Raw genomic sequence first — 25,687 nt, 5'->3', positions numbered from 1 at the left:
ACTGAGCATCATGAAAACCCGAGTACCGACCGGCCCCGACACAATGTCTACACATTGTCGACATTGTGCAAACCCAGTTTGCGCAAGCGATAGCTGAACTGCCGCACTGTCAGCCCCAGTGCCTGGGCGGCGCGCGACTGGTTGCCGCCATGGTCGCGCATGGCCTGCTGCAGCTGCGCCGCCGGGTGCGATTGCACGGCCAGGTAGTCGCGGACCAGGGGCACCGGGGGGACCGGGTGCGGCTTGGCCGCCAGCTTGCTGGGCGATCGGCTGTCCTGCTCGTGCGGCAAAAACCGCGCAAGTTCTTCGGCGGAAACCATGGCGCTGTCGCTCAGCAGCACCAGGCGCTCGATCACATTGCCCAGTTCGCGGATGTTGCCGGGCCAGGGGTGCTGCTCGAGACGGGCCAGGGCCGTTGCGGACAGGCTCACATTGCGCTGGTTGGCCTGGTTGATGCGGCTTAGAAAATGGATGGCCAGCGCGCGGATGTCCTGCGGGCGTTCGCGCAGCGAGGGCAGGCGGATCGGGATCACGTTGAGCCGGTAGAACATATCGCGCCGGAAAGTGCCGGCCAGCACGTCCTGTTCGAGGTCGCGGTTGGTGGCCGCCACCACGCGCACCGCCACCTTGATCTCGCGTTTGCCGCCGAGCCGCACGATGGTGCCCTCCTGCAGCGTGCGCAGCAGCTTGGTCTGCATGGCCAGCGGCATCTCGCCGATCTCGTCGAGGAAAATCGTGCCGCGGTCGGCCTGTTCGAACCAGCCGGCGCGCGCGTTCTGCGCTCCGGTGAAGGCGCCGCGCTCATAACCGAACAGCTCGGACTCGAACAGCGTGTCGGGAATCGCCGCGCAATTGACCTTGATGAAGGGCTGGTCGCGGCGCTGGCTCGAGAGGTGCACGGCGCGCGCAAACAGCTCCTTGCCGGTGCCCGACTCGCCCAGCAGCAGCACGCTGGCTGTGGCCTCGGACACCCGCTCCAGTTCACTGAGCGCCTGCAGCAGCGCCGGCGAGGTGCCGATGATGCCGTAACGCGCTGCCGCGGTTTCCAGGGCGCGGCTCAAAAGCCGGTTTTTTGCCTCCAGGGCACGCGTTTTGTCGGCCACCAGCGCCTGCAGCTGCAACAGCTGGCCGGCCAGCGTGGCCAGGATCTTGAGCACCGCCACGTCGTCGGCGAGCTGCCGGTCGCGGCTGCGAATGCGGTGGCAGGCCAGCACGCCGATGACCTCACGGTTCACTTCTATCGGCAGCGCGATGAAGGCGACCGTGTCGGGCGGCAGCTGGGCCCGCGCAACGGACCGCGCCAGAAACTGTGGCTCGGCGTCGATGTCCTGCACGATGATGGGTTGCGCCGTGGCCAGCACGCGGCCGGTGATGCCTTCACCCGGCCCGTAACGCCCGCGCGCCATCTCGGTCTTTGTCAGGCCATAGGCATAACGAATGGCCGAAGCCGGCGCCCGCGCATCGGCCACGCGGTCTGCCGGCTTGCGGTCCGCCAGCCCCTGCAGCGCCAGGTCACCCACAAAGTCGGCCAGCACGATGCGGCCGCGGTTCAGCCCCAGCAGCTCCGACATCAGGTGCAGCATCTCGCGCATCACCACTTCCGGCGCCAGACTTTTGCCCACCAGACGCATGACCTCGCTCATGAGCAGCAGCTCCTGGGCGCGCCATTGCGGGTCGGCGGCGGGTTTGGTGGGGACGGTGAGAGGTGCCATGCCATGGACTAGCAATAACCCAGCCAAAAGCGCTGCACCTCTTGCGATTTTGTCCTGTATGGCGCAAAATGCGCCATACAGGAGTACTTTATGGCCAAGCCCAGCAACTTTGCTTCCGTCAAACTTCCCACGGCCCTGGTCGAGCAGGCGCGCGAGGCAGCGCAGCCCCTGCGGCGTTCGGCTGCGGGCCAGATCGAGTATTGGGCCACCCTGGGCCGCGTGGTCGAGTATTCCGGCCTGACGGTCCAGGAGGCGCAGACGGCGATTGAGGGTTATGAAGCCGCAGCGCGCAAGGCACAACAAACGCGCGCCGTCGCAGACCTGACCAGCCGTTTGCTGGCGGCAGAAGTAAGCGGCTCGCTGGCACAACGGGTACGGGAAGTGGTGGAAGAAAACCGCAAACGCTCCAGCTAGTTGCATGCCGGTTTTCCACCTGCTCGCCGGCCCCAACGGCGCGGGCAAGTCCACCCTTTACCGCGCCTTGGTGCGCGATGGCATCTTCAGCGCCGACCTGGCGTTTATCAACGCTGATCTTTTTGAGCGTGAGCATTTGCAACACATCATCGATCCTGTGCAGCGGTCACAGGCCGCCAGAGACTGGGCCGACGCCCAACGCGCGATCAAACTTGCCGGTGGCGAGTCGTTCGTCAGCGAAACGGTTTTTTCCCATGACTCCAAGCTGGCCCTGATCGACGAGGCGCTTGCGCAAGGCTACGTGGTGGCTTTGTATGTCGTGGCGTTGGACGACCCCCAGCGCCTGCTGGCGCGGGTGCAACGCCGTGTGCAGGAAGGCGGGCATTTTGTGCCACCTGACAAAATCCTCGCGCGTTATCCGCGAACCTTGAGTCATCTGTCCCACGCAGTCGGCCTGGCGACGGTGGCGTATCTCTATGACGGGCGGGATCTGGAGGACGGCGGACCCTTCATGGTCGCGATGTGCGAGGGAGCCAAGGTGACCATCTTCGCCGATCAGCTGCCGCGCTGGGCCCAAACGGTGTTGGGCGCCGCGGAGGCCGGCTGATGCCTGGCAGCGGGCCTACCCCCGCATCAAGGCCTCGATCTCATCGGCTTCCACCGGCACACCCCGCGTCAGCAGTTCGCAGCCTTTGGCCGTGACCAGCGCGTCATCCTCGATGCGGATGCCGATGTTCCAGAACTCTTTCGGCACACCTTTGGCCGGGCGCACATAGATGCCGGGCTCGATGGTGGTCACCATGCCGGGACGCAGGATGCGCGAAGGCTTGCGCATCACGGTCTGGCCCAGCGCGTCTTTTTCCTCGCGCGGCTTGCTGCCTGGCTCGGTGTAGTCGCCGCAGTCGTGGACGTCCATGCCCATCCAGTGGCCGGTGCGGTGCATGTAGAACTGGCGGTAGGCGCCCGATGCCAGCACGTCGTCGACCTTGCCGTGCTTCTTTTTGTCGAGCAGGCCGGTGTCCAGCATGCCCTGGGCCAGCACGCGCGTGGCCGCGTCGTGCGGGTCCGTGAAACGTTTGCCGGGCCTGGTCACCTTCACTGCGGCGTTTTGCGCTTCCAGAACAATTTCGTACAACACGCGCTGGGCCGGTGTGAACCTGCCGTTGGCCGGGAAGGTGCGTGTGATGTCGCTGGCATACCCATCGAGCTCGCAACCGGCGTCGATCAGGCACAGGTCGCCGCTTCTGAGTTCGGCGTCGCCGGCACGGTAATGCAGCACGCAGGCATTGGCGCCGGCAGCAACGATGCTGGTGTAAGCCGGAAACTGCGAGCCGTGGCGCCGGAACTCATGCAGCAGTTCCGCTTCCAGGTGGTACTCGCGCAGGCCGCCCTTGACGCCCTCGCGCAGCATGGCCGCCGAGGTCTGCATGGCGCGCACGTGGGCGCCGGCCGAGATGGCTCCGGCGCGCCGCAGGATGGCGACCTCGTGCGCATCCTTGGTCAGGCGCATCTCGTCGAGCAGCCTGCACAGGTCATGCTGGCTTTGCGGGCATTCGGCGCCGAAGCGGATGCGCGCACGCACCTTGCCCAGCCAGCCGTCGACCTGGGTTTCCAGGCCCTTGTGCGTGGCAAACGGAAACCACACCGCCTGCTGGTTGGCCAGCAACGCGGGCATCCTGTCTTCGAGGGTTTCGACGCTGAAAGCAGCCTCCACACCGAGCGTGGCCGGGGCGGCCTTGGGCCCCAGGCGAATGCCGTCCCAGATCTCGCGCTCCAGGTCCTTGGGCTGGCAAAACAGCGTGCTGTGGCCGTTGGCTTCGATCGCCAGCCAGGCGCCCGGCTCGTCGAAACCGGTCAGGTAATAAAAGTAGCTGTCGTGCCGATAGGGAAAGCTGCTGTCGCGGTTGCGCGCCACTTCGGGGGCGGTCGGAAGCAGGGCAATGCCGCCACCGGCGGCCTTGAGGGCGCGCGCCACAGCGGCGCGGCGTTTCTGGTAAATCGTGGTCATGGGTCAGGCGTCTTTTTTTAGCGTGGGATGTTCAATTCGGCCAGGCGTTCGGGCGTCCCCACGTCGGTCCATGCGTCTGAATATAGCGCCGCGGTGACCTCGCCGCTTGACATGGCCTGCCGCAGCAGCGGCGCCAGTGCGGCTTTCTGCCCGGCCGGTGTGTTCCTGAACAGGGCCGGGCGGTACAGGCCCGCCGTGCTGTAGGTGAACTGCTGATCGGCACGCGATAGCGCCAGGCCCGCGTCGCTGATACCGAAGTCGCCTTTTGGGTTGTGCGGCGGGTTGGGCACCAGGTAGATGTGCGCCAGCGCGCTGGATGCCGCAAAACGCTGCGCATCGGCTGCCGGAAAATCAAAGCCCGGCATGAACACGTCGCCAGCCACCAGCCAGAAGGGTGCATCCTGCAGCAGCGGCAGCGCGGTGGCAATGCCGCCCGCGGTTTCCAGTGCGCCGCCAAACCTGGCCCCTTCGTGCGAGTAACGAATGCGCAGGCCGAAGGCGCGGCCGTCACCCAGCGTCGCCGAAAACTGTTCTTCCAGCCAGGCGGTGTTGATCACCACATCGGTGACACCCGCGCGCGCCAGGTGTTCCAGGTGCCACACGATCAGCGGCTTGCCCTGCACCTGCAGCAGCGGTTTGGGGTGGTGGTCTGTCAGCGGACGCATGCGTTCGCCGCGGCCGGCGGCCAGGATCAGGGCTTGGGTGCTCATGTGCTTGCAATTATGCCGGCTTATGGGAAGAAACGGCCCCCTGCCCATACGCATCGGGCGCCATCAGCTACTAAATTAATAGCACGGAAGGCCGGCAGCGCGGCGGCAAACTGCAGGGGGTGGCATCCCGTAAAATCAGGGGTTTTCCCGAGTGCCCGGTTCTTGCCGGTGGCCGAGCCGGCACCGGGCGCTGCGACCTTCACACACCCTGGACTTCAAGCAATGGCTGACACCCCCACATCCCTCATGGCCAACTCCATCCGTGCTCTGGCCATGGATGCCGTGCAGCAGGCCAACTCCGGCCACCCCGGCGCGCCCATGGGCATGGCCGACATGGCGGTCGCACTCTGGGGCCGCCATCTGAAGCACAGCCCGCACAACCCGCACTGGTTCGACCGCGACCGTTTTGTGCTGTCCAACGGCCACGGTTCGATGCTGATTTATGCGCTGCTGCACCTGACCGGGTATGACCTGCCCATGAAGGAACTGAAGAACTTCCGCCAGCTGCACAGCAAGACCCCCGGCCATCCCGAGTTCGGCTACACCCCCGGCATTGAAACCACCACCGGCCCGCTGGGCCAGGGCATCAGCAATGCCGTCGGCATGGCGCTGGCTGAAAAACTGATGGCCGCTGAATTCAACCAGGCCGACCACAGCATCGTCGACCACCACACCTTTGTGTTCATGGGTGATGGCTGCCTGATGGAAGGCATCAGCCACGAGGCCTGCGCCCTGGCCGGCGCCTGGAAACTCAACAAGCTGATCGCGCTGTACGACGACAACGGCATCTCCATCGACGGCCAGGTCACGCCCTGGTTTGTCGACAACACGCCGCTGCGTTTTGCCGCCTACGGCTGGAACGTGATCGGCCCGATCGACGGCCACGATGTGGAGGCCGTCACGCGCGCTCTGACCGATGCCAAAAACAGCGCCGACAAACCGACGCTGATCGTCTGCAAGACCCACATCGGCAAAGGCTCGCCGAACCGCGCCAACACCGCCAAAGCCCACGGCGAGCCACTGGGCGCGGAAGAGATCAAACTCACGCGCGAGGCGCTGGGCTGGACCCACGCCCCGTTCGAGCTGCCCAGGGAAGCCTACGAAGCCTGGGACGCCAAGGCCAAAGGCCTGGCACTGGAAGCCGCCTGGGACGCGAAATTCACCGCCTACAAGGTGACGCACCCCGAGCTGGCGGCGGAATTCACGCGCCGCATGAAGGGCGAGTTGCCGCGCGCCTTCTCTCAAATCGCGGTGGACACCGTGGTCGGCGCCCACACCAAGGCCGAGACAGTGGCTTCGCGCAAGGCCTCCCAGCTCGCGCTGGAAGCCTTCACCGCCGGCCTGCCGGAAATGCTGGGCGGCTCCGCCGACCTGACTGGCTCCAACCTGACCAACACAAAAAGCACACCCGCCCTGCGCTTCGACCTGGCCGGCGACGTGGTCATGTCCGATGCGGCCGACGGCGGCAAGGTCATTGGCCGCCACATCAACTACGGCGTGCGCGAGTTCGGCATGGCCGCCATCATGAACGGCATCGCGCTGCATGGCGGCTACATCCCTTACGGCGGCACCTTCCTGACCTTCAGCGACTACAGCCGCAACGCGATCCGCATGGCTGCACTCATGAAAATCCGCGTGGTGCATGTGTTCACACACGACTCCATCGGCCTCGGCGAGGACGGCCCGACGCACCAGTCGATCGAACACGCTGCCAGCCTGCGCCTGATTCCCAACCTCGACGTCTGGCGTCCGGGCGACACGGCTGAAACCGCTGTGGCCTGGGCCGTGGCCCTGCAGAACAAGGCCAAGCCGACGGCCCTGCTGCTCAGCCGCCAGAACCTGCCCTACGCGCCGAAAACCGACCTCGGTGAAATCAGCAAGGGCGCTTACGTGCTGGCCGAGCCGGCCGAAGTGGGCCTGAACAAGAAGGCCCAGGCCGTGATCATCGCCACCGGCTCCGAAGTGCAGCTGGCACTCAAGGCGCAGGAACTGCTGGCCACCTACAAAATCGCCGTGCGTGTGGTCTCCATGCCCAGCACCACCACCTTTGACAAGCAAAAGCCGGCCTACAAGTCTGAAGTGCTGCCCGAAGGCATTCCGCGCATCGCGGTCGAGATGGGTGTCACCGACGGCTGGTGGAAATACGGCTGCGCTGCGGTCGTCGGCATCGACAGCTACGGCGAGTCCGCACCTGCCCCGGTGCTGTTCAAACATTTCGGTTTCACACCCGAAAACGTGGCCGACACCGTACGCAAGGTCTTGTCGAAAAAGTAAGTACCGCGGCGGTCCGAGGGCTGCCACGGAGACCCCGGTTTTCAGGTTTTCAACTTCCAGGAGCAAAAGCAGATGGCCATCAAACTAGGTATCAACGGCTTCGGCCGCATCGGGCGCAACGTGTTGCGTGCCGCCGTGCAGAACTTCAGCGACATCGAGATCGTCGGCATCAACGACCTGCTCGAGCCGGACTACCTCAAGTACATGCTGCAGTACGACTCGGTGCACGGCCGCTTCAAGGGCGATGTATCGGTCGAAGGCAACACCCTGATCGTCAACGGCAAGAAAATCCGCCTGACCCAGGAACGCGACCCCGCCAACCTGAAGTGGAACGACATCGGCGCCGACATCGTTCTCGAGGCCACCGGCCTGTTCCTGGACAAGGCCTCCGGTGAAAAACACCTGGCCGCCGGCGCCAAGAAAGTCATCTTCTCGGCGCCATCGAAAGACGACACCCCGATGTTCGTCTATGGCGTCAACGACAAGACCTATGCCGGCCAGGCCATCATCTCCAACGCCAGCTGCACCACCAACTGCCTGGCCCCCGTGGCCAAGGTGCTGAACGACAAATGGGGCATCAAGCGCGGCCTGATGACCACCGTGCACGCGGCGACGGCCACCCAGAAAACCGTGGACGGCCCGAGCAACAAGGACTGGCGCGGCGGCCGCGGCATCCTGGAAAACATCATTCCCTCGAGCACCGGCGCGGCCAAGGCCGTCGGCGTGGTGATCCCCGAGCTGAACAAAAAGCTCACCGGCATGTCCTTCCGCGTGCCGACCTCCGACGTCTCGGTGGTGGACCTGACCTGCGAGCTGAACAAGGAAGCCACGCTCAAGGAAATCTGCGCCGAAATGAAGGCGCAAAGCGAAGGCGCGCTCAAGGGCATTCTCGGTTACACCGAAGACAAGGTGGTCGCCACCGACTTCCGCGGCGAGACCTGCACCAGCGTGTTTGACGCCGACGCCAGCATTGCGCTGGACAGCACCTTCGTCAAGATCGTGGCCTGGTACGACAACGAGTGGGGTTACTCGAACAAGTGCCTGGAGATGGTGCGGGTTGTGTCCAGGTAGACCCTGCCAGCCCAGCAAAAAGCGCCTCCTGGAGGCGCTTTTTTTTGATCCGATCGGCTGACCCGTCTATTCGTCATGATTCCAGTGACCCCGTGGAGTCAGGGCGAAGTCGAGCAGCGGCGCTTTTGCCGGGGGCGCTCCAGGGTTTTTTGGCGGCATCGGCCATCTTGGGCGCCTTCTTGATCACCTCCGATCAGGGAACCCTCTGCAATACCGTCAACCGGCCAGTCGCCCGAACCACCTCATGTGACATCCGGCAACGGTGAGTGCCATCCGCGCCCGCCGGGAGAGGCTCAAATCTCACCGCATCTGCCGGCGCGCCGTGCTGTTTGCCTGACAGATGCGCCCGGTGATGGGTTCAGGCGGGTATGACTCGTTGCACCTCTTCGGCGGCTTCACGCAAGCCCTGCACGTCTGCCTCAAACAAATCCGCATGCACAGCGCGCGCGATGGCGTAGCGCGAGAGCTGCTGCACCGCCGTATCAAATTCGGGGTGATGAAGCCGACGGATGGCGGCGAGCGAGCGTTGCAATTGGAGGCCGACCTCCGCTGCCCCGGCCCCATACCGCGCCAGCGGCAAAAACACATCGTCAAGCATGCCGGCTTCATCCAGCGGGGGAGCGCTCACGCGGTCAAACAGCAGATCGGCAGTCCCTGCGTTTGAATGAAGATGGTGTACCCAGTGCGCCAGAGTCCGGACGGCGGTGGCCATCACATCCAGTGCCGTGCCCGGATCGTTGACCCCCGGCGATAACGCCCGTGTGGAAATTTCACCTAACACCACCAGCCCGAACCGAGGATCATGGTCAAAGGTCCGAGAGGCTCCGATCAGCACTGCGCTGCGCATGGCCTCGCGTCTGGCGTCATCCATGACCTGGTCGCCGCTGACGATCAGCGTCGAGGGCTCGACAAAGGCGCCCGGCAGCACGTGGACCTGCAGGGTGTCGTCGTTCTCCTCGGCAAGCTTCTGGAGAATGTCCATGGACACATGCTGTACAAATCCGGTTTCGGATGAGAGCAGGGTGTAGCGGCCCTGGCTGCCCCGGCGAAGCGGTTTGCCACCCAGGCAGGGGCGGGACAGGCGCTGATCCATGGCCTGGGTGGTCGCCTTCTCCACCCGTTGCAAGGTCTCCCCCATCCTGCCAAGTACCGACAGGTAGTCGATCCATCGGAGGAGCACGATCACCACAATCAACAAAATCGCGACGGTGAAGCCAAACAGCACCAGTCGGCCGCCGCCGCCGTAGAGCCGCGCATTCAGGCCGATCAGCGCGATGACGCTGTAAAGAAAAGCGCCAATGAAGGTGGCCAGGGTGTTCTGGATGGTGGTGTCCTCGATCATCAGTTGCGATGCCCGGGGCGTGGCGCTGCTGGCAACCGCCGTGAACGATGACACCATGGTACTGGCCGAAAAAATGGCCACCGTCAGCATGCTGGTTGCGATGATGTTGAGCATGCTGCCGATGGCGTCCGAGCCGAGCTTGACCGCCACGTCCTCCGGAATCGACGGACCGAGCACCATCGACAGCCCCACGGCGAGAACGCCCACCAGCGAAAACAGCACGCAGCGCACCCAGGTCTTGCGCATCACGCGCTGCAGCAGATAGAGCAGTTTTTCCGTCATGGCCGTATCGCCAATTGCGGCGGGCGCTCCTCGCGCCCATCCGGGTGCCGCGCAAACCGCAGGGGGTCGCGCCCATGCACGGGCGCGTCGTCCGCAAACGGCCAGCCGCCGAATTGCGTTTGCTGGTAGTCCCTCAGGGTCTGGGCGATCTCGGCCTCGGTGTTCATCACGAACGGGCCGTATTGCACCACCGGCTCGGCAATCGGTTTGCCCTGCAGCAGCAAAAACTCGGCCTCTTCGCTGCCGCTGTTGAGCAGTTCCGCCGCTGCATCGGCTCGCAGCTCGATGGCCGCAGGGGCGGTGACGGCCTGGCCGCCAATGCGGACGGTGCGGCCCTTGAAAAAATACAGCTGGCGCCGCGTGCCCTGGCCTGCGGCGGCAGGCAGGGTCCAGCGCGCGCCGGGCGCCATTCGAATCGTCCAGATCGCCACGTCAGCGTCGGCCTGGGCGGCCCACGAGTCGGGTGGCGGCGTCATCGGCGGCGCTTCGGCATCGGCGAGCCGGCCCGCAATCACCGCCACCTCGGTGCGGCGGCCTTCCGCGTCCGTGGCGCTCAGGCGCGGGATGTCCTGCGACCAGAACATGGTGAAGTGCGGCTTGGCCATCTTGCTCTGCCGGGGCAGGTTCAGCCAGATCTGGAACAGCTCCAGCGGGTTGGGCGCGCTCGCGTCGAGCAGCGGAAACATTTCGGAATGAACAACGCCCTGCCCGGCCGTCAGCCATTGCACATCGCCGCGGCCGAACCGTGCGGTGGCGCCCAGCGAGTCCGAATGGTCGATCAGCCCCTTGCGCACGATGGTGACGGTCTCAAAGCCGCGGTGCGGGTGGGCCGGAAAGCCCGGGACCACGCTGCCGTGGTACATGCTCCAGCCGTCCTTGCGCGAAAAATCCTGCCCCAGGGCCCGGCCCGCCAGCGCGGCTTGCGGCCCCATCTGCGCATTGGCGGCCGGGTAGGCATCGTCGTGGTACACGCAAAAAAGGAAGGGGTCCATCGTCTCCCACGGAAAGCCGAGCGGCTTGACCTGGACGACGGGAGAGAGCGTATTGGAAGAAGATGAAGATGAAGATGAAGATGAAGAGCTCATGGCGTTGCTTTCAGAAGTCATGGTGGAGCTTACCGACATCTGTTTTCCCTTGCCGGGCGAGGCGGCGATGCCGGTCAATTTCGGACACGCCATCGTGGGTTCGTCCTACAGGGCGTGCCCTGCCGCGCAGGTAAATTTAATGTTCGTCCTCTTGCATCTACGCAGAAATTATTTTGGGCAGTGCAAGGCCGAGGCAGGGAAAACTGCCTGCGCACAATTTCGCGCGCATTTTCCGCTCAAATTCCGAAAGACTCCCCATGAAATATTCATTTCTGCTCGCCGCCCTGATCGCTACCCTGGGTTTGACCGCTTGCGAACGCACCGTTGTCACGCCTACTCCTGCTGTCGTGACCGTTCCAGGTCCTGCCGGCCCTGCTGGCGAAGCGGGTTCCACCGGCGCTACCGGTTCTACCGGTTCGACGGGCTCCACCGGTTCTACCGGCTACACCGGTGCAACTGGCGCGACTGGCTCCACCGGCCCTAGCGGCGGTGCTACCGGCGCCACCGGTGCAACGGGCGCCACTGGCGCCACTGGCGCTACCGGTTCCACCGGCGCCACCGGCGACACCGTGATTGTTGTCCCGCAAAAGTAAGCTTTCATCGCGCGGCCAGCCCTTCCGGGGCTGGTGCTGCATGAAAAGAAAAGGCCCCAGTCACCGCGGTGACTGGGGCCTTTTTTCGTGGCCGGACCTGGCAGGGGGATGCGCCCGAGACAAGCTTTCATCCAGCCGTCAGCGAGCCCTGGCAGGGCCCTGGCACACCCCTGTCAGGTCTTCAATTTCCACCCGGTGCGAAAGATCCACCATACCGCGCCCAGGCACAGCGCCAGGAAGCCCAGAATGGCGATGACGCTGATGCCGACGTTGACGTCGGCCACGCCGTAAAAGCTCCAGCGAAATCCACTGATCAGGTAGACCACCGGGTTGAACAAGGCGATTTTCTGCCACAGTGGCGGCAGCATGTTGATGGAATAAAACGCGCCGCCCAGAAACGTCAGCGGTGTCACCACCATCAAGGGCACGACCTGCAGCTTCTGGAAGTTGTCGGCCCACAGCCCGATGATGAAGCCGAACAGGCTGAAAGTCACCGCGGTCAGCAGCAGAAAGCACAGCATCCAGAACGGATGCGCAATGCTGTAGGGCACGAACAGCCGTGCCGTGGCCAGGATCAGCAGGCCCAGCAAGACGGACTTGCTCGCCGCCGCCCCCACATAGCCCATCACCACTTCCATGGACGACACCGGCGCCGACAGCAGCTCGTAAATCGTTCCCGACCATTTGGGCATGTAGATGCCAAAGGCGGAGTTGGAGATGCTTTCGTTGAGCAGCGACAGCATGATCAGGCCGGGAATGATGAAGGCCCCGTAGCTGATGCCGTCGATGTCGCCCATGCGCGAGCCGATGGCCGCGCCGAACACCACGAAATACAGCGAGGTGGAAATCACCGGCGAGACAATCGACTGCGTCAACGTGCGGAAGGTGCGCGCCATTTCAAACCGGTAAATGGCCCCGATGGCGTACCAGTTCATGCGGCCTCCTTTTGGGGCGCCGGCTTGTCGGCATGGACCAGGCTCACAAAGATGTCCTCCAGCGAACTCTCGCTCGAATGCAGGTCCTTGAAGTCGATGCCCAGCCCGGCCAGCTGCTTGAGCAGCTCCCCGATGCCGGTTTCTTCCCGCTGGGTGTCGAAGGTGTAGACCAGCGTGTGGCCGCTGTCCGTCAGCTCCAGCGCAAGCCCGGCAAGCGCCTGGGGCACGGCAGCCAGCGGCGCGCGCAACTGCAGCGTGAGCTGCTTCTTGCCCAGCTTGCGCATCAGCACGTCCTTGTCTTCCACCACAATGAGCTGGCCCTTGCTGATCACGCCAATGCGGTCGGCCATCTCTTCGGCTTCCTCGATGTAATGCGTGGTCAAAATGATGGTGACGCCGCTTTCCTGCAGCTTGCGCACCATCTGCCACATGCCCTGGCGCAGCTCCACATCGACACCGGCGGTCGGCTCGTCGAGAAACAGGATCTGCGGCTCATGCGACAGCGCCTTGGCGATCAGCACGCGGCGTTTCATGCCGCCCGACAGCGTCATGATCTTGCTGTCCTTCTTGTCCCAGAGCGACAGGTCGCGCAGCACCTTCTCGATGTAGGCCGGGTTGGCCGGCTTGCCGAACAGGCCGCGGCTGAAACTCACGGTGGACCAGACGGACTCAAAAGCATCGGTCGAGAGCTCCTGCGGCACCAGGCCGATCTTGGAACGCGCGGCGCGGTAGTCGTGCACGATGTCGTGCCCGTCGGCCATCACGCGGCCCGAGCTGGGGCGCACGATGCCGCAAACGATGTTGATCAGCGTGGTCTTGCCCGCGCCGTTGGGGCCAAGCAGCGCGAAAATCTCGCCGCGCCGGATGGTCAGGTCGACCGACTTCAGGGCTTCGAAGCCTGAGGCGTAGACCTTGCTGAGATGTTCAATGGAAATGATGTCTGGCAAGTCGGGGTACCGGTTGATGTGGGGGCTGGTGAAGGTGCAGCGGCCCGCGTCACTGTAACCGGATCGCGTGAATGCTGCTGACGCCGGGCTTGTTGACAGTGCGCAGTTGATTTTCCTGGCCTCGGACCGGGTGTCAGGGCTGGTGATAACTGAGCTCGGGGTACCAGTCTTGGCCGCGGCCTTCGGGCGTGCTGTCCAGCAGGGTCCACAGTGGCATCAGGTCAGGCGCGCCGCGCGGGTCCTGGCCGGGGTCGGCGGTGGCCATGCCCATCTCGCCACTCCAGAAATGGCGCAGGCTGCCGCCCTGCCGGGTGAAAACGTTGAAGGCTGGCTCGTCCGCGTCATCCGCGCTCACATAGTCGCGTGTGTAGTCGCCACTCACATCCGAATACAGTTTCAGGTGGCGCCAGCCGCGGGCTTCTTTGAAGGCCAGCAAACGTTCTATCGGCGAGCGCGCCACCACGCCCAGCCCGACGCGCTGCATCACGTCCTCTGCCTCGCCGTCCCAGGCCGACAGCAGCGAGGTGCACATCGGGCAGGGCCGTTTGCGCTGCGGTCCGAACATGTAGCTGTACACGACCAATGACTGCTTGCCTGCGAACAGTTCGGAGAATTTCACCGGGCCGTGTTCGCCCACGAGGTCATAGTCCTTCGGCAACACGCCGCCGGGCGGCAACTCGCGCCGCTGCTGCGCCACGCGTTCGATGTGGCGCCGCAGTTCGATCTCCTCGGCCAGCAACGCGTCACGGGCGCGCCGGTAGTCCGCGCTTTCGTTGGGGAAGCGGACCCCGTTCTTCAGGGCCAGCTCTCTGGCGGATGGCAGGGGGCGTGGCGTGCTCACGGTCTCTCTCCGCCCCTTACGTCGCGCGCCGGTAGGTCGCCATCATGAAGCGTTTCCAGCTGCCGTCCGGCTGCAGGGTCTGCGAGTGCAGGGTGCGTTCGTTCTTGCTCTTGATCGTGATCACGTCCTGGTAGCGCGCTGTCGTTCCGTCACCGGTGAAGCTCGGGCCTTCGGTGTCCAGGGTCAGCACTTTCTGCGCGGCGTCAAGCTGGCCTTCGTAGAAAAACATGCCGGGCATCATGGAGCCGGCCCAGCTGCCGACGAATTTCTTCTTGGCGATGTCATAACCCAGCGTCATCAACATATAGCCGGTGTCTTCACTGCCGGGCATTTCGCCCTCACCTTCGCAGACCACAAAAAAGTCGCCCAATGCACGCACGTGTTCCTTGGCCTTGGTGCGGCTGGCGGGCTGGTCGGGCCCCATATCGCATTCGCCGGTCATGGTCCAGTCGCCCAGCATCTGCTGCAGCCAAACGTGTTCCTGTTGAGGTTTTGCGTCCATCGTGTCTTGTGTCTTTGGTTAAAAACGAAACCTGTTTACTGCGCCGGCATCTCGCCCGGCACCACGACCATCCACGACACGCCGAATTTGTCGGCGACCATGCCAAAGCAGGGAGAGAAAAATGTCTTGGCCAGCGGCATCTGCACCTGTCCGCCTTCACTGAGGGCGGCAAAGATTTTTCTGGCGTTGGCTTCGGTTGCTGGCGAGAGGGACAGGGAAATTCCCTTGAACTCCGCTTTGCCCTGTGACATGCCGTCCGAGGCCATGACCTCGGTCTGTCCGACCTTGAAACTCGCATGCATGATGCTGTCGGGGGGTGGCGTGGGGCCTGACGCGCAACCCGTGGGGTCGGCATTGTCCGGCGTCGTGGGCATCTCGCTGAAACGCATCATCGCGGTCACTTCCGCGTTCAGGGCCTTTTTGTAAAAGGTCAGGGCCTCTTCACAGCGGCCCTCAAAGAAAATGTAGGGTTGAACTTGCATGGCTGTCTCCTTGGATGGATCGGTGGGGCGCTCTTCCTGTGAGTGGATTTGCGTCAGGGGCTAAAAGTGGCGGTGCAGGGTGGCGTACAGCCGCAGGGTTTCAGTGTCCAGGAGCCTCATGCGGCCACGGCTGCAGGCAGCGGTTCCTCAAACGGGTCCAGCCAGCCTTCGAGCTGGCTCATTTCACCGTGCCAGCGGCGGATTTCCGGAAAGTCGTCCAGCGGCAGATGCGCCTCTTTGGCGTAGGGCAGCGTGATCGCCACCGCGAAGTCGGCCACGGTCAGGCTGTCGCCGGCCAGGAAGCGGTGCGTGCGCAGGTGCGTGTCCAGCACCGTGGCAAAACGCCTGAAGCCTTCCGTGGCGCGTGCCACTTCCGCTTCATCGGGCGGGCCCGCGCCGAAACGTGATTTGATGATGTATTCAAAGTACAGGGTGCCTGCCTTGGGCGCAAACTCCGTCGCATCCCACATCAGCCAGCGCAGCACCTCGTATTGGCGCCCATCCTGCGGCCACAAGTCCGAGCCGGCTTTTTGCGCGAGGTAACACATGATGGCGTTGGACTCCCACAGCACCAGGTCGCCGTCCACCAGCACAGGCACCTTGCCGTTCGGGTTCATCGCCAGAAAAGCCGGCGCCTTGTGCTCGCCCTTGCCGAGGTTCACGTGTACCCGTTCAACCGGCAGGCGCAGATGCCTGGCCAGCGCGCAGACCTTGCGCGGGTTCAGCACGTCGGAGCAGTAGAGCTTCACACCGACCCTCCCACTTCTTCATATGCCTTCTGCAACCTGGCGCTGTCGAACTTGACCATCTGCATCATGACCTGCATGACGTGGTTGACCTTCGCCGGGTCCTTGTCGGCCAGCACCTTGCTCAGCACGGTGGGCACGATCTGCCAGGACACGCCGAATTTGTCCTGCAACCAGCCGCATTGCTGCACGGTGCCGCCTTCGGACAGCTTGTCCCACAGCTCATCGACTTCTTCCTGCGTCGGGCAGTCCACAAACAGCGACATGCCAGGCGCAAAGCCGAAGTCCGAGCCCGCGTTGAGCACATGGAAGGTCTGGCCGGCGATCTCGAAGCTGCCGGTCATGAACGTGCCTTTTGGCTGCGGTCCGCCGTCGCCGTAACGCTGGATGGTCCCGGCCCTGGCGTTTCTGAACACCGAGACGTAGAACTTCAGCGCTTCTTCGGCCTGGTCCTTGAAGGTCAGGAAGGTAGTGATTTTCTGCATGGCTTGTCCTTGAGGATGTGTGGGGGCTGGCCGCCCTCCACTTATTGATCGGGCTTGTCCTGGGTCAATGAACAAGATATTGTGTACACCGTCCACAAAAGAATAACAAAGATAATGGACGCTGTCCACATAAAAACGTAACAAGTCATGAGCAGCCCTTCCGACCCCCCTGCAGCGCCTGCCGCCCGCAGCACCTACCGCCACGGCGACCTGCGCCGCGTGCTGCTGGAAGCCGGCATCGAACTGGCGCGCACGGGTGGGCCCGAGGCCGTGGTTCTGCGCGAAGCCACGCGCCGCGCGGGGGTGGCGCCCAATGCCGCCTACCGGCATTTCGCCAGCCGCCAGGCCCTGTTGCAGGCGGTGCGTGCGGCCGCGTTGTCGGCCGTGGCCCAGGCCATGGAGGCCGAACTGGCCACCGTGCCCACCGGCTTGCCGCCGGCCGATTTCGCCCGCGCCAGCGTGCGTGCCGTCGGCACCGGTTACCTGCGTTTTGCCCAGCTTGAGACCGGGCTGTTCCGCACCGCCTTTGCGGCGTCCGACGACATGAAGCAGGAAGCGCCGCGCGACCCCGACAGGGCCGGCCCGGGCGGCCTGAACCCGTTCGAGTTGCTGGGCGCCGCGCTCGACAAGCTGGTGCAGGCCGGCTTGATGCCACCCGAGCGCCGCCCCGGCGCCGAGTTCCTGGCCTGGTCCGCCGTGCACGGCCTGGCCATGCTGGTCATCGACGGGCCGCTGGGCCCGGTGATCGGCCCGCAGATGCAGCTGGTTGGCCAGCGCCTGCTCGACATGGTCGAAAAAGGGCTGTGACCCGGACCCGTCCGTCCCGGCCCTGAGGAACAGACAAAGACAAGGCCAAACGCAAAGAGGACCTCACCCCATGCCCCAGCCCATGCCACAACACATCGGAATCGTCGGCTGCTCCGCGGAAGGTGCCGCGCTTTGTTACCGCACCATCTGCGCCGAGGGGGCCGCGCTGCTCGGACCCCCCCACGCGCACCCCGAAATTTCCCTGCACACGCCCTCGCTCGCCGCGTACGTAGACTGCCTGGAGCGCGGCGACGTGAAAGGCGTGGGCGAGCTGATGCTGAACTCGGCCTACAAGCTCACAGCCATTGGCGCCGACTTCCTGATCTGCCCCGACAACACCATCCATCAGGCCTTTGACTATGCCGCACCGCGCTCGCCGCTGCCCTGGCTGCATATTGCCGAGGTCGTCGCCGAAGAAGCCGCCAGGCGCGGCTTTCGCCGCGTCGGCATCACCGGCACCCGCTGGCTGGTGGACAGCTCGGTCTACCCGGACAAGCTGGCCGCACGCGGGCTGCAGTACCTGCGCCCGAACGATGCCGAGCGCGACGAAATGGGCCGCATCATCATGGACGAGCTGGTGCGCGGCATTTCCCGGCCCGAGGCCGTGGCCAGTTTCCAGCGCGTGATTGAAAGAATGAAAAACGAAGGCTGCGACGCGGTGGTCCTCGGCTGCACCGAGATTCCGCTGATCATCAACGACGGCAATTCGCCACTGCCCACGCTGGACTCGACGCGCCTGCTGGCGCGGGCAGCCTTGCAGCGCGCGGTGCATAGCACCATTTAGGCATCAAATCGGCCTGCAGCCCAATCGGCACTTGCGCAAGCTGCTATCAAAAGAGAAGTATTTGGGGATGCGGCCCAGGCACAGCACCCTCATCGTCAGTGCGCCGGCTCACAGCATTTTCTTGGGCACCAGGGCAATCGTCAGCCCCTTGGCCGTGACGGTGATGCTGCCCGGCTCCAGCCCCAGGCCGTCGGTCAGCATCAGGTCCTGCGGCTTGAGCTTGTGCAGCACCACTTCCTTGAGCGCCTGGCTGGCCAGCGTGGGGGCGTAGGCCTGCAGCAGCGCCGCTGGGCCGGGCGCCATGTCGTCCAGGCGCAGGGCGTTGAGCCGTATCTGGTGCGCACGCAGCGTCTGGTCGCTGGCCTCATAACGCAGCGCAAAGTCCACGTCAAAGGTGCCGGTCGAGGGGCGTCCCAAGGCCGGGCCCGCCGCGTCCACCACCATCTCGGTGCCCAGGCGGTTCTGCTCTGGCAGCAGGCGCACGCGCGGCGCCTGCACATTCAGGTTCAGCAGGCTGCCCATCTCATAACGCCGCGGGAAACGCTGCGCCACAGCCTGCTGCAGTTGCTCAACCGTCACCTTGTAGCCCGTCCCGCCGGGTGCAGCCGGTGTGGCCGCGCGCGCCGCACCGGCCAGGGCCATCCAGCCGGGCAGAGTCAACAACAGTCTGCGTTTCATCGGTCTTTCAGAAAGGCGCATGCAGGCATGCAATCGTTCATTGTGCGCCGCGCTGCATGGGCCGCCGCACATACCCGCGCGGCGCATGCGGTTGTCGGGAACATCCGGTTACCTGCCGACATGCGCGGCCTACAAGCCAACACAAAAACGACACCTGCCGCATATTCAATACATCCATCCGGCCGCTGATGGACGGGTGTCAGGACACTTCATGAAAACGACTCTTCTGGTTTTGACCGTGGCTGGACTGTCCGGCTGCGCCGTCTATCCCGTGCCGACCTACCCGACCTACCCGACCTATGGCGGCGGCCCGCCCATGGTGGTGGAGCAGCCGGTGTACATCGAAGGCGGCTACCAGCGCCGTGGTTATGCCAACGACTACCCGCGCGGCTTCAGCCGGCCTGCGCCTGTGGTGGTGTTGCCGGTTGCGCCGCGTCCAAGGTACCCCCACCGGGACCCGGACCGCGACGGCGATGGCGTACGCGACCGCTTCGACCGCTGGCCCGGTGATCCACGTCGCCGCTAAATTGCAGCCAAGGTGCAGCCAGGCGCAGGCAACACCCGGTTCTACCAGCCGAGGTTGGTGGACAGGCGGGCCATGGTGGCGTCGTCGGGCGCACCGGACGCCGGCAGCCCGGCACGCTGCTGGTATTTGACCAGCGCCTTTTGCGTGGCCTGCCCATACCAGCCATCCACAAAGCGCGCGCCGCCATAACCCAGCAGCATCAGCGCCAGCTGCACGGTGCGCACCGTCAGGTCGGGCAAGGGCCCGAGCTGGTAACGCTTGTGGGCCAGCGCCAGCTTCTCGTCGTACTTGTTTTTCTGGAAATCCTGCCCGTTGTAATTGAAGGCGAACTGCACCCAGTCGGCGTTGCGCAGATGCGGCGCAAGATGGCCCTGCTCGATGAACCCCGCCATGGCGTCCAGCTGCGCATCTTCTGACGCCTCGCAGGCGCTTACCAGTGCGTCCACGCTGGCAGAGCCGACCTTGCCGGCGTTGAACCCCATGACCTGGCCCAGGCCCCATGACGTGCTTTTCAGCGCCGCCTCGCGGTCGAGCATCATGGCCCGGGTGAGCCGCTCATACTGGGAAGCGTCGCCATCCCCGTAACCCCCCGCGCTGCGATTGCTGATGTCAGGCGCCTGTCCATCAAAACGACCATGGGTGAGCCGGCTGAACCAGTGCCGTTCGAACAGGATTTTGGGTCGCCGGTCCGGCAGGAAGCCGCAGCCACTGGTTTCAACCGTCAGCACCGCCCACAGTGCGGGGGCGTCCACCCCCAGCCTGTCGAGCACCGTTTCGATTCCCTGTTGCGACAGTGGTGACGCCTTGCCTGTAAACATGAGTGGTTCCCTTCAGCAGCCAGCGCCGCAGGAACGGTGCGGTCCTGAAAGAGCGGGCGTGCGTTCTGTGAGTTGTTATGCCCCCGGTTGTAGCGGCCCGGCCGCGATTTGGCATCCCCCAAATGGAGGATGAAAACGGGCGTGCTGCCGCCATGGAACCCGTCGGTTCATCACTGTTTTCCCCGCCCCGCCCACTGCTTCGCTGCGCAGGGTCCACGGGGTTGAGGCATCCAACCGGCCGCCGGCCCAAACCACACGGGCGAAAGCAGCTATAACAACAGGAGTGCCAGCGCGCTGTAGCGAGAGCAGGCCGGCGGACCGTGATCGACAGCAAACAAGGAGGCACATGTTCTTCAGCCATTCCAGCGAGATCTGGACCCAGTGCCCCGAGCTGGTACCGGGCGCCATGTTTGTCCGTGGCATCAGCGCCAGGGCGGCGGTTGGCCCGCAGGTCGCGCGTTTCAGCAGCATGGCCGCGGCGCGGCTGGCCAGCCACGGCGAAGGCGAGCTGCCGGAGATCAAGGCATGGCGCCAGATGTTTTCGAAGATGGGGCTCAAACCCACCAAGTACCGCTGTGCGGCCGAGGCGCTGCTGCGTCGCCTGCGCAAGGAAGGCGCGCTGCCGCGGCTGCACCCGCTGGTGGACCTGTGCAACGCGGTCTCGGCGGCCTTTGCCATTCCGGTGGCCGTGTTCGACCTGGACAAGGTCGTGGGCGACCTGCAGGTGCGCCGCGCCACCGGCCTCGAGCACTACCAGACCTTCTCGGGTGAGGTCGAGCTCCCCGAGGCGCATGAAATCATTTTTGTCGACGAGGCCGACAACGCCCACGCGCGCCGCTGGACCAGCCGGCAAAGCAGCCTGTCGGCCGTCAGCGCCGACACCAGCACGGTGCTGATCGTTGCCGAAGCCCTGCACGAGTCAGCCCATGAAGACGTGCGCACGCTGGTCGCCGCACTCATGCACGAAGTGCCGGCGGCCTGGCCTGCCGCCACCGCCAAGGCCCGCCTGCTGACCCGGTCCGCACCACGCTTCGAGCTGCAGCCGCTGAAGACCTCGCGCTGACCACCGCGCGCGGGCCATGCCATGTAAAGCGCGCGTCCCGACTTGAAACAACTTGTGTGTTGCGTCGTCAGCCTGGCCGCGCCGCGCGTTGTACACGGGATCATCATGACTTCATCTGGTCACAGGTCACCACCAGCTCATTCAAAGGATTCCCATGAACAAATTACTCGCCGCCCTGATCGCTACCCTCGTCACCGGCGCTGCCTTCGCGCAAGCTGCCGCACCCGCTACCCCGGCTGTGCCCGCGACACCTGCGGTGGCCAAGGCAGAAGCCAAGGCCGACAAGTCGGTGGCCGCTGCTGTGAAAAGCGAAGCCAAGGTCGACGCCAAGGCCGACACCAAGGTTCAAAAAGCAGAAGTCAACGCCGCTGAAAAGAAAACCAAGGCCGTGACCAAGTCCGCCAAGGCCAAAGCCAAAGCAAATGCCAAAGCCGCCAAGGCCGACGCAGACGACAAAGCCAAGGCCACCGCCAAAGCTGAAAAAGCCAGCGTGAACGCCGACGCCAAAGCCGACAAGACCATCATCAAGGCCGACGCCAAGGTGGAAACCGTCAAGGCCAACGCCGCAGCTGACAAGGCCACCGCCAAAGTTGAAACCGGCGCTGTCAAGGCAGAAGCCAAGGCCGACGTGAAAGCCGCCGGCAGCAAGTAAACAGCAACGCAGCGGCTCTTCGCCGCTGCATGCCAAAACAAAAAAGACAGGCCTTGGCCTGTCTTTTTTTTATGGGTGGTCCCGGTTCATGGGCCGAACGGGACCGCCAGCTTTTTACGCGCCAGCCGGGGAAACAGCCGCCAGCCCTTTCTGGTTTTACCCCGCAGGTTATTGCCGTCGCAGACCGTTCGCGAGAGCATGGGCCCAACACAGAAGGAAACCCCCATGCCAGCTTATGCCTTTGCGGTCCTCCGCGATGTCCAGATCAATGACGAGATTGCCCAGTACATCAGTCGCATCGACGCCACGCTGGCGCCCTTCGGCGGCGTGTTCAAAATCCATGGCGGCACGACCGAAGTGGTCGAGGGCCACTGGGCCGGCGACCTGATCGCCATCGCCTTCCCCGACATGACCAGCGCCAGGCAGTGGTACCAGTCAGAGGCCTACCAGGCCATTTTGCCGCTGCGTACCCGCAATTCCCACGGCATCGCGTTTCTGGTCGAAGGGGTGGATGAGGGCTACACCGGCCGGCAGATGCTGGCCAAGCTGGCCCCGTGTTGAAGCCTCAGGCGAGCAGCACGATGTGAGTCGGCCGGCATCAGGCCTGGGTGGCCTACCGCCCCACCACCGACCAGCCCGCCTTCAGGTTGGCCTTGTCGTTTTCGTATTCCCAGGCGGTGCCGCAGCGGTCGCAGCGGTACTTGGTGACGGTGACCAGCGCGCCGCCGCGCCTTTCCTGGCGGTTGGCGCCCTGCACCAGCTCCGGGTGCCCGGGGGCCTTGCGCCAGTTGCGCTGGATGCCGGCGCACGAGTCGCACAGCTCCATCTTCTTCAGTTCGGTCTTGCGGTTCAGGTCGTCGGTCATGGTGCTTTGCTTCGGTTGGGGGCTGCGCGTTGGTGCCAGCATCTCGGTGTCAGCGCTTTTTGGTCCCGGCGCGTGAGGTGTGATTGTCGCCGCTTCCCTGCGTGCAGTTAAGCTGCCGGCGCATCCCGTCACGCTGCAAGCTGAGCCAGGTAGGTGCGCAGCAGCGCGACCCGCCGCGGCCGGAAGCTCTCGCCCGCAGCCTCCATCTGCTTGATGCGCTCGACGCGGAACATGCGGAAATCTTCGCGCAGGCAGCACCAGGCAAGGACGACCAGCATGTTGTTTGTATAGACGATGGCGAGCGGCCAGATCTGCCTGTCGGTGACCGCGCCCTTCCCGTCGGCATAACGGATCTGCACCGCCTCTTCGCGCCAGCACCCTTCGCGAATGAGGTGCATGTCGGGCAGCGCCGGAAAGCGCTCTTCAAAACTGTACACCTGCGACACCGCATGCAGCAGGTGCTGCTGCCCCAACGAGGGCAGTGTCGCGGCGACTTTACCCAGCACTGCGGCAGCGGCCCTGGCCAGCGCCGGGTCGCCCATGTGGCTGACTTCGGCCAGGCCCAGTACCAGCGCCTCAATCTCGATGCGGCTGAACATCTGCGGCGGCAGCGTACCGTCTTCAATGAGGCAATAACCGTAGCCGCGCTCACCGCCAATCTCGGCGCCGGCGGCGCGCAGGCTTTCAATGTCGCGGTAGATCGACCGCACGGACACCCCGGTTTCGTCGGCCAGTCGCGCCGCTGTGACGGGCGCGGGCAGCGTACGCAGGGCTTGCAGCAGACGGAAAAGACGATCAGAACGGGACATTGGGCAACTGACAAAAACTGGCAGGAGGGTTGGCTAGAGTAACACCTGCCCTCCGCCGGTTTTTTTCGAAGTGTCACCTTGTCATGTTGCAAGAACGTACGCTATCAAACCGGCTACCTCAACCACCTGAAGGAACCCTCATGCTGACCCTTTTCCATTCCCCCAACAGCCGTTCAACCCGGGTTCTTGCCATGCTCAAGGAGCTCGACGCGCTTCAAGACGTGCAAATCGACATCGTGGCCATTCCCCGCGTTGACGGCTCGGGTGGCCGTGACGCGCGCAACCCGCATCCCGAGGGCAAGGTGCCGCTGCTTGTGCACGACGGCGTCGCCGTGTGGGAGTCCAGCGCCATCCTGATGTACCTGGCAGAGCTGTATCCCCAGGCCGGCCTGCACATACCGCCAGGGCATGCGCAGCGCGGCGCCTATCTCAGCTGGTTCGCCTGGTATTCCGGTGTCGTCGAGCCTATCCTGACGCTTGAGGCCGCCGGGTTGAAGCACCCGTACATCACGTCGACCTTTCGCAGCAGCGCGGAAGTCGTCGCCCGGCTGGAGGCCGTCCTGGCGCACCAGCCGTATCTGTTGGGTGATGAGTTCACCGCAGCCGACCTGCTGCTGCATTCGCCCTATGCCTGGTTTGGCAAACCGGGCAATCCGCTGATTGATGCCTGGGTCGACCGCTGCATGGCCCGGCCCGGAGCGCGCTTTGCGGCCGAGTACGACAAAGCGCATCCGCTGCCGCAAGCGTAGTCCGTCAGGCCTCGGCGACGCACGACTGGCGCAGCGTGCAGGGGGAACCACGTATGCCCGAGGGCTCATGCCACGCACGCCCCTGATGACACGCACGCACACCACGGCAAGAGCGCTACTCACGCAAAGCACTTAAACCTCGCAGCCGCTGATGCGCCGCGTCTTCCATGTCCACCGGCAGCTGCTGTTTGGCGCGCAGGTAGTGGTGGGTGAACACGTCTAGGTAGGCCTCCAGCGTCTGCGCCGCGTGGCTTTCACCGGCCAGCTCCAGGCACAGCGCACCCACCTCCGAGGTGCAGAAGTGTGCGTCGCGCTGCGAGCGGCGCAGGCGGTAGCGCGACAGCTGCTCGCTCTGCAGGCTCAGCACCGGCAGCTGGTCGAGGTAGGGGCTTTTGCGAAACATCTTGCGCGCCTCGGGCCAGGTGGCGTCAAGCAGCACAAACAGAGGGCGCCGGGCTGGCGTGCCGCCCAAAGCTTCAGCAGGCAGCAGTTCCGTCACCACCCGCTCCGCCGCCACAAACTCCCCCGGGAACACCAGATAAGGCTGCCACTGCGGATCGGCCAGCAGGGCCAGCAGCGCCGGGTCCACCTCGGTGCGCGCCCAGCCAAAGGCAAAGGTGTCGGCCACCACATCGGCAATCAGCCAGCCCGTGTTGCTGGGCTTGAGCGGCTCGATGTCTGCCATGATCAAACACACGCCGGCACGCACCGTCAGATGCGGGCGCAAGGCGCACAGGCAGTGGCTGGGAACAAGGCGGCAACCGGCGCAGCGCTCCCCGCGCGGGCCACCGCGCGCCAGAAACGGTTTGGAACTGCGCGCCAGGCGCGCGCTGCGCAGGCGGCTCACGGCGTGCGCCTGCGCGGCCGGTGCGAGGCTGCTTGCGTCCATGCTCAGCGGCTGCCCGCGCGTTCCAGCTCGAACAGTGGCACCTCGGCCTTGCGGCTGACCCACAGGCCGCCGCCGACCTCGATGAAGTTTTCGCGCAGGCCCTGGCGGTACAGGGCCGCCGGGTGGCGAAACAGGCGCGGGTCGGCCAGATCGTCGTCAATCGTGCCGCGTTCATGGTCTTCACGCGTGGCGCTTTCCACGTACAGCGCACCCTGGCTCAGGCGGCCCAGGTTGCGCAGCGCCAGCTTCAGGTCAGCAGCGCTCAGGTAAGACAGCACCGCCTGGCAGATCACCAGGTCAAAGGGCTGGGCCGCGCGGTAGTCCACCACCGAGCCGCGCTCCCAGCCAAAGCGGCCGCACAGGTACTCGCTGAACTCCACGCCCTGGTAACTGGCAGCGGGAAAGTGCCTGGCCACGATCTCGCGCCACAGGCCGATGCCGCAACCGATGTCCAGCACCCTGCGCACCGGCACACGCAGGTATTGGAGGTAGCTGCACACAAAGGTGCCCAGCCGCTCAATGTGGCCGGGGTCCACCACGCTGGTTTTTTTGTCGAAGTAGTAGCGCTGGTAATACGCCTCGTCAAACCATGAATCACTGGCAGACGTCACGCGCGTC

The 25,687-nt window shown here is 64.5% G+C and carries 30 protein-coding genes; 12 read left to right on the top strand and 18 right to left on the bottom strand.

From position 1 onward, the window contains the following. Positions 1-47: 47 nt before the first annotated feature. Positions 48-1,712: a sigma 54-interacting transcriptional regulator gene (locus PSV33_RS00355; protein WP_300557428.1), complete on the bottom strand. Its 1,665-nt coding sequence runs from the start codon at positions 1,710-1,712 to the stop codon at positions 48-50. A gap of 90 nt (positions 1,713-1,802) precedes the next feature. Here PSV33_RS00355 and PSV33_RS00350 point away from each other — a divergent pair, with 90 nt between their 5' ends. Beyond that, on the top strand, positions 1,803-2,126 hold the full coding sequence (locus PSV33_RS00350) for a hypothetical protein (protein ID WP_300557426.1): 324 nt from the start codon (positions 1,803-1,805) through the stop codon (positions 2,124-2,126). Between the two features lie 4 nt (positions 2,127-2,130). Beyond that, complete coding sequence (locus PSV33_RS00345) at positions 2,131-2,733, top strand: zeta toxin family protein (protein WP_300557425.1); 603 nt, start codon at positions 2,131-2,133, stop codon at positions 2,731-2,733. Positions 2,734-2,748: 15 nt separating this feature from the next. Here PSV33_RS00345 and PSV33_RS00340 read toward each other — a convergent pair whose 3' ends face one another. Further along, complete coding sequence (locus PSV33_RS00340; protein WP_300557423.1) at positions 2,749-4,134, bottom strand: aminopeptidase P N-terminal domain-containing protein; 1,386 nt, start codon at positions 4,132-4,134, stop codon at positions 2,749-2,751. Positions 4,135-4,151: 17 nt separating this feature from the next. Then, the gene (gene murU / locus PSV33_RS00335) at positions 4,152-4,844 is read right to left on the bottom strand and encodes an N-acetylmuramate alpha-1-phosphate uridylyltransferase MurU (RefSeq protein ID WP_300557421.1); all 693 of its coding nucleotides are present in this window, start codon (positions 4,842-4,844) and stop codon (positions 4,152-4,154) included. Between the two features lie 222 nt (positions 4,845-5,066). On the opposite strand from murU, the gene tkt reads away from it, so the two are divergent. Together tkt and gap are read left to right on the top strand one after the other, a co-directional pair. After that, on the top strand, positions 5,067-7,118 hold the full coding sequence (tkt, locus tag PSV33_RS00330) for a transketolase (protein WP_300557419.1): 2,052 nt from the start codon (positions 5,067-5,069) through the stop codon (positions 7,116-7,118). Between the two features lie 72 nt (positions 7,119-7,190). After that, on the top strand, positions 7,191-8,189 hold the full coding sequence (gap, locus tag PSV33_RS00325; protein ID WP_300557417.1) for a type I glyceraldehyde-3-phosphate dehydrogenase: 999 nt from the start codon (positions 7,191-7,193) through the stop codon (positions 8,187-8,189). Between the two features lie 358 nt (positions 8,190-8,547). Here the strand turns inward: gap and PSV33_RS00320 are convergent, their stop codons facing one another. Together PSV33_RS00320 and PSV33_RS00315 are read right to left on the bottom strand one after the other, a co-directional pair. After that, positions 8,548-9,813 (bottom strand): DUF2254 domain-containing protein, encoded by a 1,266-nt coding sequence (locus PSV33_RS00320; RefSeq protein WP_300557415.1) that lies wholly within the window; start codon positions 9,811-9,813, stop codon positions 8,548-8,550. After that, positions 9,810-10,898, bottom strand: a complete 1,089-nt coding sequence (locus PSV33_RS00315; protein WP_300557470.1) for a pirin family protein — start codon at positions 10,896-10,898, stop codon at positions 9,810-9,812. The genes PSV33_RS00320 and PSV33_RS00315 overlap by 4 nt, the downstream gene beginning before the upstream one ends. A gap of 257 nt (positions 10,899-11,155) precedes the next feature. Between PSV33_RS00315 and PSV33_RS00310 the strand changes: the two genes are divergently transcribed. Continuing rightward, positions 11,156-11,491 carry a collagen-like protein gene (locus PSV33_RS00310; RefSeq protein WP_300557413.1) on the top strand — a complete coding sequence of 112 codons (336 nt, stop codon included), beginning with the start codon at positions 11,156-11,158 and terminating at the stop codon, positions 11,489-11,491. 173 nt (positions 11,492-11,664) lie between these two features. Here the strand turns inward: PSV33_RS00310 and PSV33_RS00305 are convergent, their stop codons facing one another. The 7 genes from PSV33_RS00305 to PSV33_RS00275 all read right to left on the bottom strand — a co-directional run bounded on the left by PSV33_RS00305 (position 11,665) and on the right by PSV33_RS00275 (position 16,429). Beyond that, positions 11,665-12,426, bottom strand: a complete 762-nt coding sequence (locus PSV33_RS00305) for an ABC transporter permease (protein WP_300557411.1) — start codon at positions 12,424-12,426, stop codon at positions 11,665-11,667. Continuing rightward, positions 12,423-13,373, bottom strand: coding sequence for an ABC transporter ATP-binding protein (locus tag PSV33_RS00300; RefSeq protein ID WP_300557409.1), 951 nt, complete (start codon positions 13,371-13,373; stop codon positions 12,423-12,425). The genes PSV33_RS00305 and PSV33_RS00300 overlap by 4 nt, the downstream gene beginning before the upstream one ends. 133 nt (positions 13,374-13,506) lie before the next feature. Continuing rightward, positions 13,507-14,214, bottom strand: coding sequence for a DUF899 family protein (locus PSV33_RS00295; RefSeq protein ID WP_300557407.1), 708 nt, complete (start codon positions 14,212-14,214; stop codon positions 13,507-13,509). Positions 14,215-14,230: 16 nt separating this feature from the next. Further along, a complete protein-coding gene (locus PSV33_RS00290; protein WP_300557405.1) occupies positions 14,231-14,716 on the bottom strand; it encodes a DUF1579 domain-containing protein in 486 nt (161 codons plus the stop codon). A gap of 35 nt (positions 14,717-14,751) precedes the next feature. After that, positions 14,752-15,198 carry a VOC family protein gene (locus PSV33_RS00285; RefSeq protein WP_300557403.1) on the bottom strand — a complete coding sequence of 149 codons (447 nt, stop codon included), beginning with the start codon at positions 15,196-15,198 and terminating at the stop codon, positions 14,752-14,754. A 116-nt stretch (positions 15,199-15,314) separates the two neighbouring features. Beyond that, on the bottom strand, positions 15,315-15,947 hold the full coding sequence (locus tag PSV33_RS00280) for a glutathione S-transferase family protein (protein ID WP_300557401.1): 633 nt from the start codon (positions 15,945-15,947) through the stop codon (positions 15,315-15,317). Beyond that, positions 15,944-16,429, bottom strand: coding sequence for a VOC family protein (locus tag PSV33_RS00275; RefSeq protein WP_300557399.1), 486 nt, complete (start codon positions 16,427-16,429; stop codon positions 15,944-15,946). Before PSV33_RS00275 ends, PSV33_RS00280 begins: the two co-directional genes overlap by 4 nt. Before the next feature lie 147 nt (positions 16,430-16,576). Between PSV33_RS00275 and PSV33_RS00270 the strand changes: the two genes are divergently transcribed. Both PSV33_RS00270 and PSV33_RS00265 read left to right on the top strand, forming a co-directional pair. Next, positions 16,577-17,236, top strand: a complete 660-nt coding sequence (locus PSV33_RS00270; RefSeq protein ID WP_300557397.1) for a TetR/AcrR family transcriptional regulator — start codon at positions 16,577-16,579, stop codon at positions 17,234-17,236. An 82-nt stretch (positions 17,237-17,318) separates the two neighbouring features. Beyond that, positions 17,319-18,020, top strand: coding sequence for an amino acid racemase (locus PSV33_RS00265; RefSeq protein WP_300557468.1), 702 nt, complete (start codon positions 17,319-17,321; stop codon positions 18,018-18,020). 108 nt (positions 18,021-18,128) lie between these two features. On the opposite strand, the gene PSV33_RS00260 is transcribed toward PSV33_RS00265, so the two are convergent. Continuing rightward, complete coding sequence (locus PSV33_RS00260) at positions 18,129-18,698, bottom strand: DUF1439 domain-containing protein (protein WP_300557395.1); 570 nt, start codon at positions 18,696-18,698, stop codon at positions 18,129-18,131. Positions 18,699-18,909: 211 nt separating this feature from the next. On the opposite strand from PSV33_RS00260, the gene PSV33_RS00255 reads away from it, so the two are divergent. After that, positions 18,910-19,224, top strand: a complete 315-nt coding sequence (locus PSV33_RS00255; protein WP_300557393.1) for a hypothetical protein — start codon at positions 18,910-18,912, stop codon at positions 19,222-19,224. A 41-nt stretch (positions 19,225-19,265) separates the two neighbouring features. On the opposite strand, the gene PSV33_RS00250 is transcribed toward PSV33_RS00255, so the two are convergent. Continuing rightward, positions 19,266-20,042 (bottom strand): N-acetylmuramidase domain-containing protein, encoded by a 777-nt coding sequence (locus tag PSV33_RS00250; RefSeq protein WP_300557391.1) that lies wholly within the window; start codon positions 20,040-20,042, stop codon positions 19,266-19,268. Between the two features lie 346 nt (positions 20,043-20,388). Between PSV33_RS00250 and PSV33_RS00245 the strand changes: the two genes are divergently transcribed. The 3 genes from PSV33_RS00245 to PSV33_RS00235 all read left to right on the top strand — a co-directional run bounded on the left by PSV33_RS00245 (position 20,389) and on the right by PSV33_RS00235 (position 22,318). Continuing rightward, positions 20,389-21,105 carry a phenylalanine--tRNA ligase beta subunit-related protein gene (locus tag PSV33_RS00245; RefSeq protein ID WP_300557389.1) on the top strand — a complete coding sequence of 239 codons (717 nt, stop codon included), beginning with the start codon at positions 20,389-20,391 and terminating at the stop codon, positions 21,103-21,105. A 154-nt stretch (positions 21,106-21,259) separates the two neighbouring features. Further along, complete coding sequence (locus tag PSV33_RS00240; protein ID WP_300557387.1) at positions 21,260-21,757, top strand: hypothetical protein; 498 nt, start codon at positions 21,260-21,262, stop codon at positions 21,755-21,757. A gap of 225 nt (positions 21,758-21,982) precedes the next feature. Then, entirely contained in the window at positions 21,983-22,318 is a 336-nt protein-coding gene (locus PSV33_RS00235; RefSeq protein ID WP_300557385.1) for a DUF1330 domain-containing protein, read from the top strand. Positions 22,319-22,370: 52 nt separating this feature from the next. Here the strand turns inward: PSV33_RS00235 and PSV33_RS00230 are convergent, their stop codons facing one another. After that, the gene (locus tag PSV33_RS00230; protein ID WP_096671011.1) at positions 22,371-22,622 is read right to left on the bottom strand and encodes a hypothetical protein; all 252 of its coding nucleotides are present in this window, start codon (positions 22,620-22,622) and stop codon (positions 22,371-22,373) included. Positions 22,623-22,750: 128 nt separating this feature from the next. Continuing rightward, positions 22,751-23,431, bottom strand: a complete 681-nt coding sequence (locus PSV33_RS00225; protein ID WP_300557383.1) for a YafY family protein — start codon at positions 23,429-23,431, stop codon at positions 22,751-22,753. Positions 23,432-23,571: 140 nt separating this feature from the next. Here PSV33_RS00225 and PSV33_RS00220 point away from each other — a divergent pair, with 140 nt between their 5' ends. Further along, positions 23,572-24,180, top strand: a complete 609-nt coding sequence (locus tag PSV33_RS00220; RefSeq protein ID WP_300557381.1) for a glutathione S-transferase family protein — start codon at positions 23,572-23,574, stop codon at positions 24,178-24,180. Positions 24,181-24,295: 115 nt separating this feature from the next. On the opposite strand, the gene PSV33_RS00215 is transcribed toward PSV33_RS00220, so the two are convergent. Continuing rightward, complete coding sequence (locus tag PSV33_RS00215; protein WP_300557379.1) at positions 24,296-25,069, bottom strand: tRNA-uridine aminocarboxypropyltransferase; 774 nt, start codon at positions 25,067-25,069, stop codon at positions 24,296-24,298. Between the two features lie 2 nt (positions 25,070-25,071). Continuing rightward, a complete protein-coding gene (locus PSV33_RS00210) occupies positions 25,072-25,680 on the bottom strand; it encodes a class I SAM-dependent methyltransferase (RefSeq protein WP_300557377.1) in 609 nt (202 codons plus the stop codon). Between the last annotated feature and the right edge of the window lie 7 nt (positions 25,681-25,687).

It is taken from the genome of Polaromonas sp., from assembly GCF_029945895.1.
Classification (GTDB): Bacteria; Pseudomonadota; Gammaproteobacteria; order Burkholderiales; family Burkholderiaceae_C; genus Polaromonas.
This window is presented reverse-complemented; position numbering and strand designations above follow the sequence as displayed.

Coding starts and splice junctions, on each gene's coding strand:
- PSV33_RS00355 (WP_300557428.1), bottom strand. CDS start 1,712: ATGGCACCTCTCACCGTCCCCACCAAACCCGCCGCCGACCCGCAATGG.
- PSV33_RS00350 (WP_300557426.1), top strand. CDS start 1,803: ATGGCCAAGCCCAGCAACTTTGCTTCCGTCAAACTTCCCACGGCCCTG.
- PSV33_RS00345 (WP_300557425.1), top strand. CDS start 2,131: ATGCCGGTTTTCCACCTGCTCGCCGGCCCCAACGGCGCGGGCAAGTCC.
- PSV33_RS00340 (WP_300557423.1), bottom strand. CDS start 4,134: ATGACCACGATTTACCAGAAACGCCGCGCCGCTGTGGCGCGCGCCCTC.
- murU (WP_300557421.1), bottom strand. CDS start 4,844: ATGAGCACCCAAGCCCTGATCCTGGCCGCCGGCCGCGGCGAACGCATG.
- tkt (WP_300557419.1), top strand. CDS start 5,067: ATGGCTGACACCCCCACATCCCTCATGGCCAACTCCATCCGTGCTCTG.
- gap (WP_300557417.1), top strand. CDS start 7,191: ATGGCCATCAAACTAGGTATCAACGGCTTCGGCCGCATCGGGCGCAAC.
- PSV33_RS00320 (WP_300557415.1), bottom strand. CDS start 9,813: ATGACGGAAAAACTGCTCTATCTGCTGCAGCGCGTGATGCGCAAGACC.
- PSV33_RS00315 (WP_300557470.1), bottom strand. CDS start 10,898: ATGAGCTCTTCATCTTCATCTTCATCTTCATCTTCTTCCAATACGCTC.
- PSV33_RS00310 (WP_300557413.1), top strand. CDS start 11,156: ATGAAATATTCATTTCTGCTCGCCGCCCTGATCGCTACCCTGGGTTTG.
- PSV33_RS00305 (WP_300557411.1), bottom strand. CDS start 12,426: ATGAACTGGTACGCCATCGGGGCCATTTACCGGTTTGAAATGGCGCGC.
- PSV33_RS00290 (WP_300557405.1), bottom strand. CDS start 14,716: ATGGACGCAAAACCTCAACAGGAACACGTTTGGCTGCAGCAGATGCTG.
- PSV33_RS00285 (WP_300557403.1), bottom strand. CDS start 15,198: ATGCAAGTTCAACCCTACATTTTCTTTGAGGGCCGCTGTGAAGAGGCC.
- PSV33_RS00275 (WP_300557399.1), bottom strand. CDS start 16,429: ATGCAGAAAATCACTACCTTCCTGACCTTCAAGGACCAGGCCGAAGAA.
- PSV33_RS00270 (WP_300557397.1), top strand. CDS start 16,577: ATGAGCAGCCCTTCCGACCCCCCTGCAGCGCCTGCCGCCCGCAGCACC.
- PSV33_RS00265 (WP_300557468.1), top strand. CDS start 17,319: ATGCCACAACACATCGGAATCGTCGGCTGCTCCGCGGAAGGTGCCGCG.
- PSV33_RS00260 (WP_300557395.1), bottom strand. CDS start 18,698: ATGAAACGCAGACTGTTGTTGACTCTGCCCGGCTGGATGGCCCTGGCC.
- PSV33_RS00255 (WP_300557393.1), top strand. CDS start 18,910: ATGAAAACGACTCTTCTGGTTTTGACCGTGGCTGGACTGTCCGGCTGC.
- PSV33_RS00250 (WP_300557391.1), bottom strand. CDS start 20,042: ATGTTTACAGGCAAGGCGTCACCACTGTCGCAACAGGGAATCGAAACG.
- PSV33_RS00245 (WP_300557389.1), top strand. CDS start 20,389: ATGTTCTTCAGCCATTCCAGCGAGATCTGGACCCAGTGCCCCGAGCTG.
- PSV33_RS00240 (WP_300557387.1), top strand. CDS start 21,260: ATGAACAAATTACTCGCCGCCCTGATCGCTACCCTCGTCACCGGCGCT.
- PSV33_RS00235 (WP_300557385.1), top strand. CDS start 21,983: ATGCCAGCTTATGCCTTTGCGGTCCTCCGCGATGTCCAGATCAATGAC.
- PSV33_RS00230 (WP_096671011.1), bottom strand. CDS start 22,622: ATGACCGACGACCTGAACCGCAAGACCGAACTGAAGAAGATGGAGCTG.
- PSV33_RS00225 (WP_300557383.1), bottom strand. CDS start 23,431: ATGTCCCGTTCTGATCGTCTTTTCCGTCTGCTGCAAGCCCTGCGTACG.
- PSV33_RS00220 (WP_300557381.1), top strand. CDS start 23,572: ATGCTGACCCTTTTCCATTCCCCCAACAGCCGTTCAACCCGGGTTCTT.
- PSV33_RS00215 (WP_300557379.1), bottom strand. CDS start 25,069: ATGGACGCAAGCAGCCTCGCACCGGCCGCGCAGGCGCACGCCGTGAGC.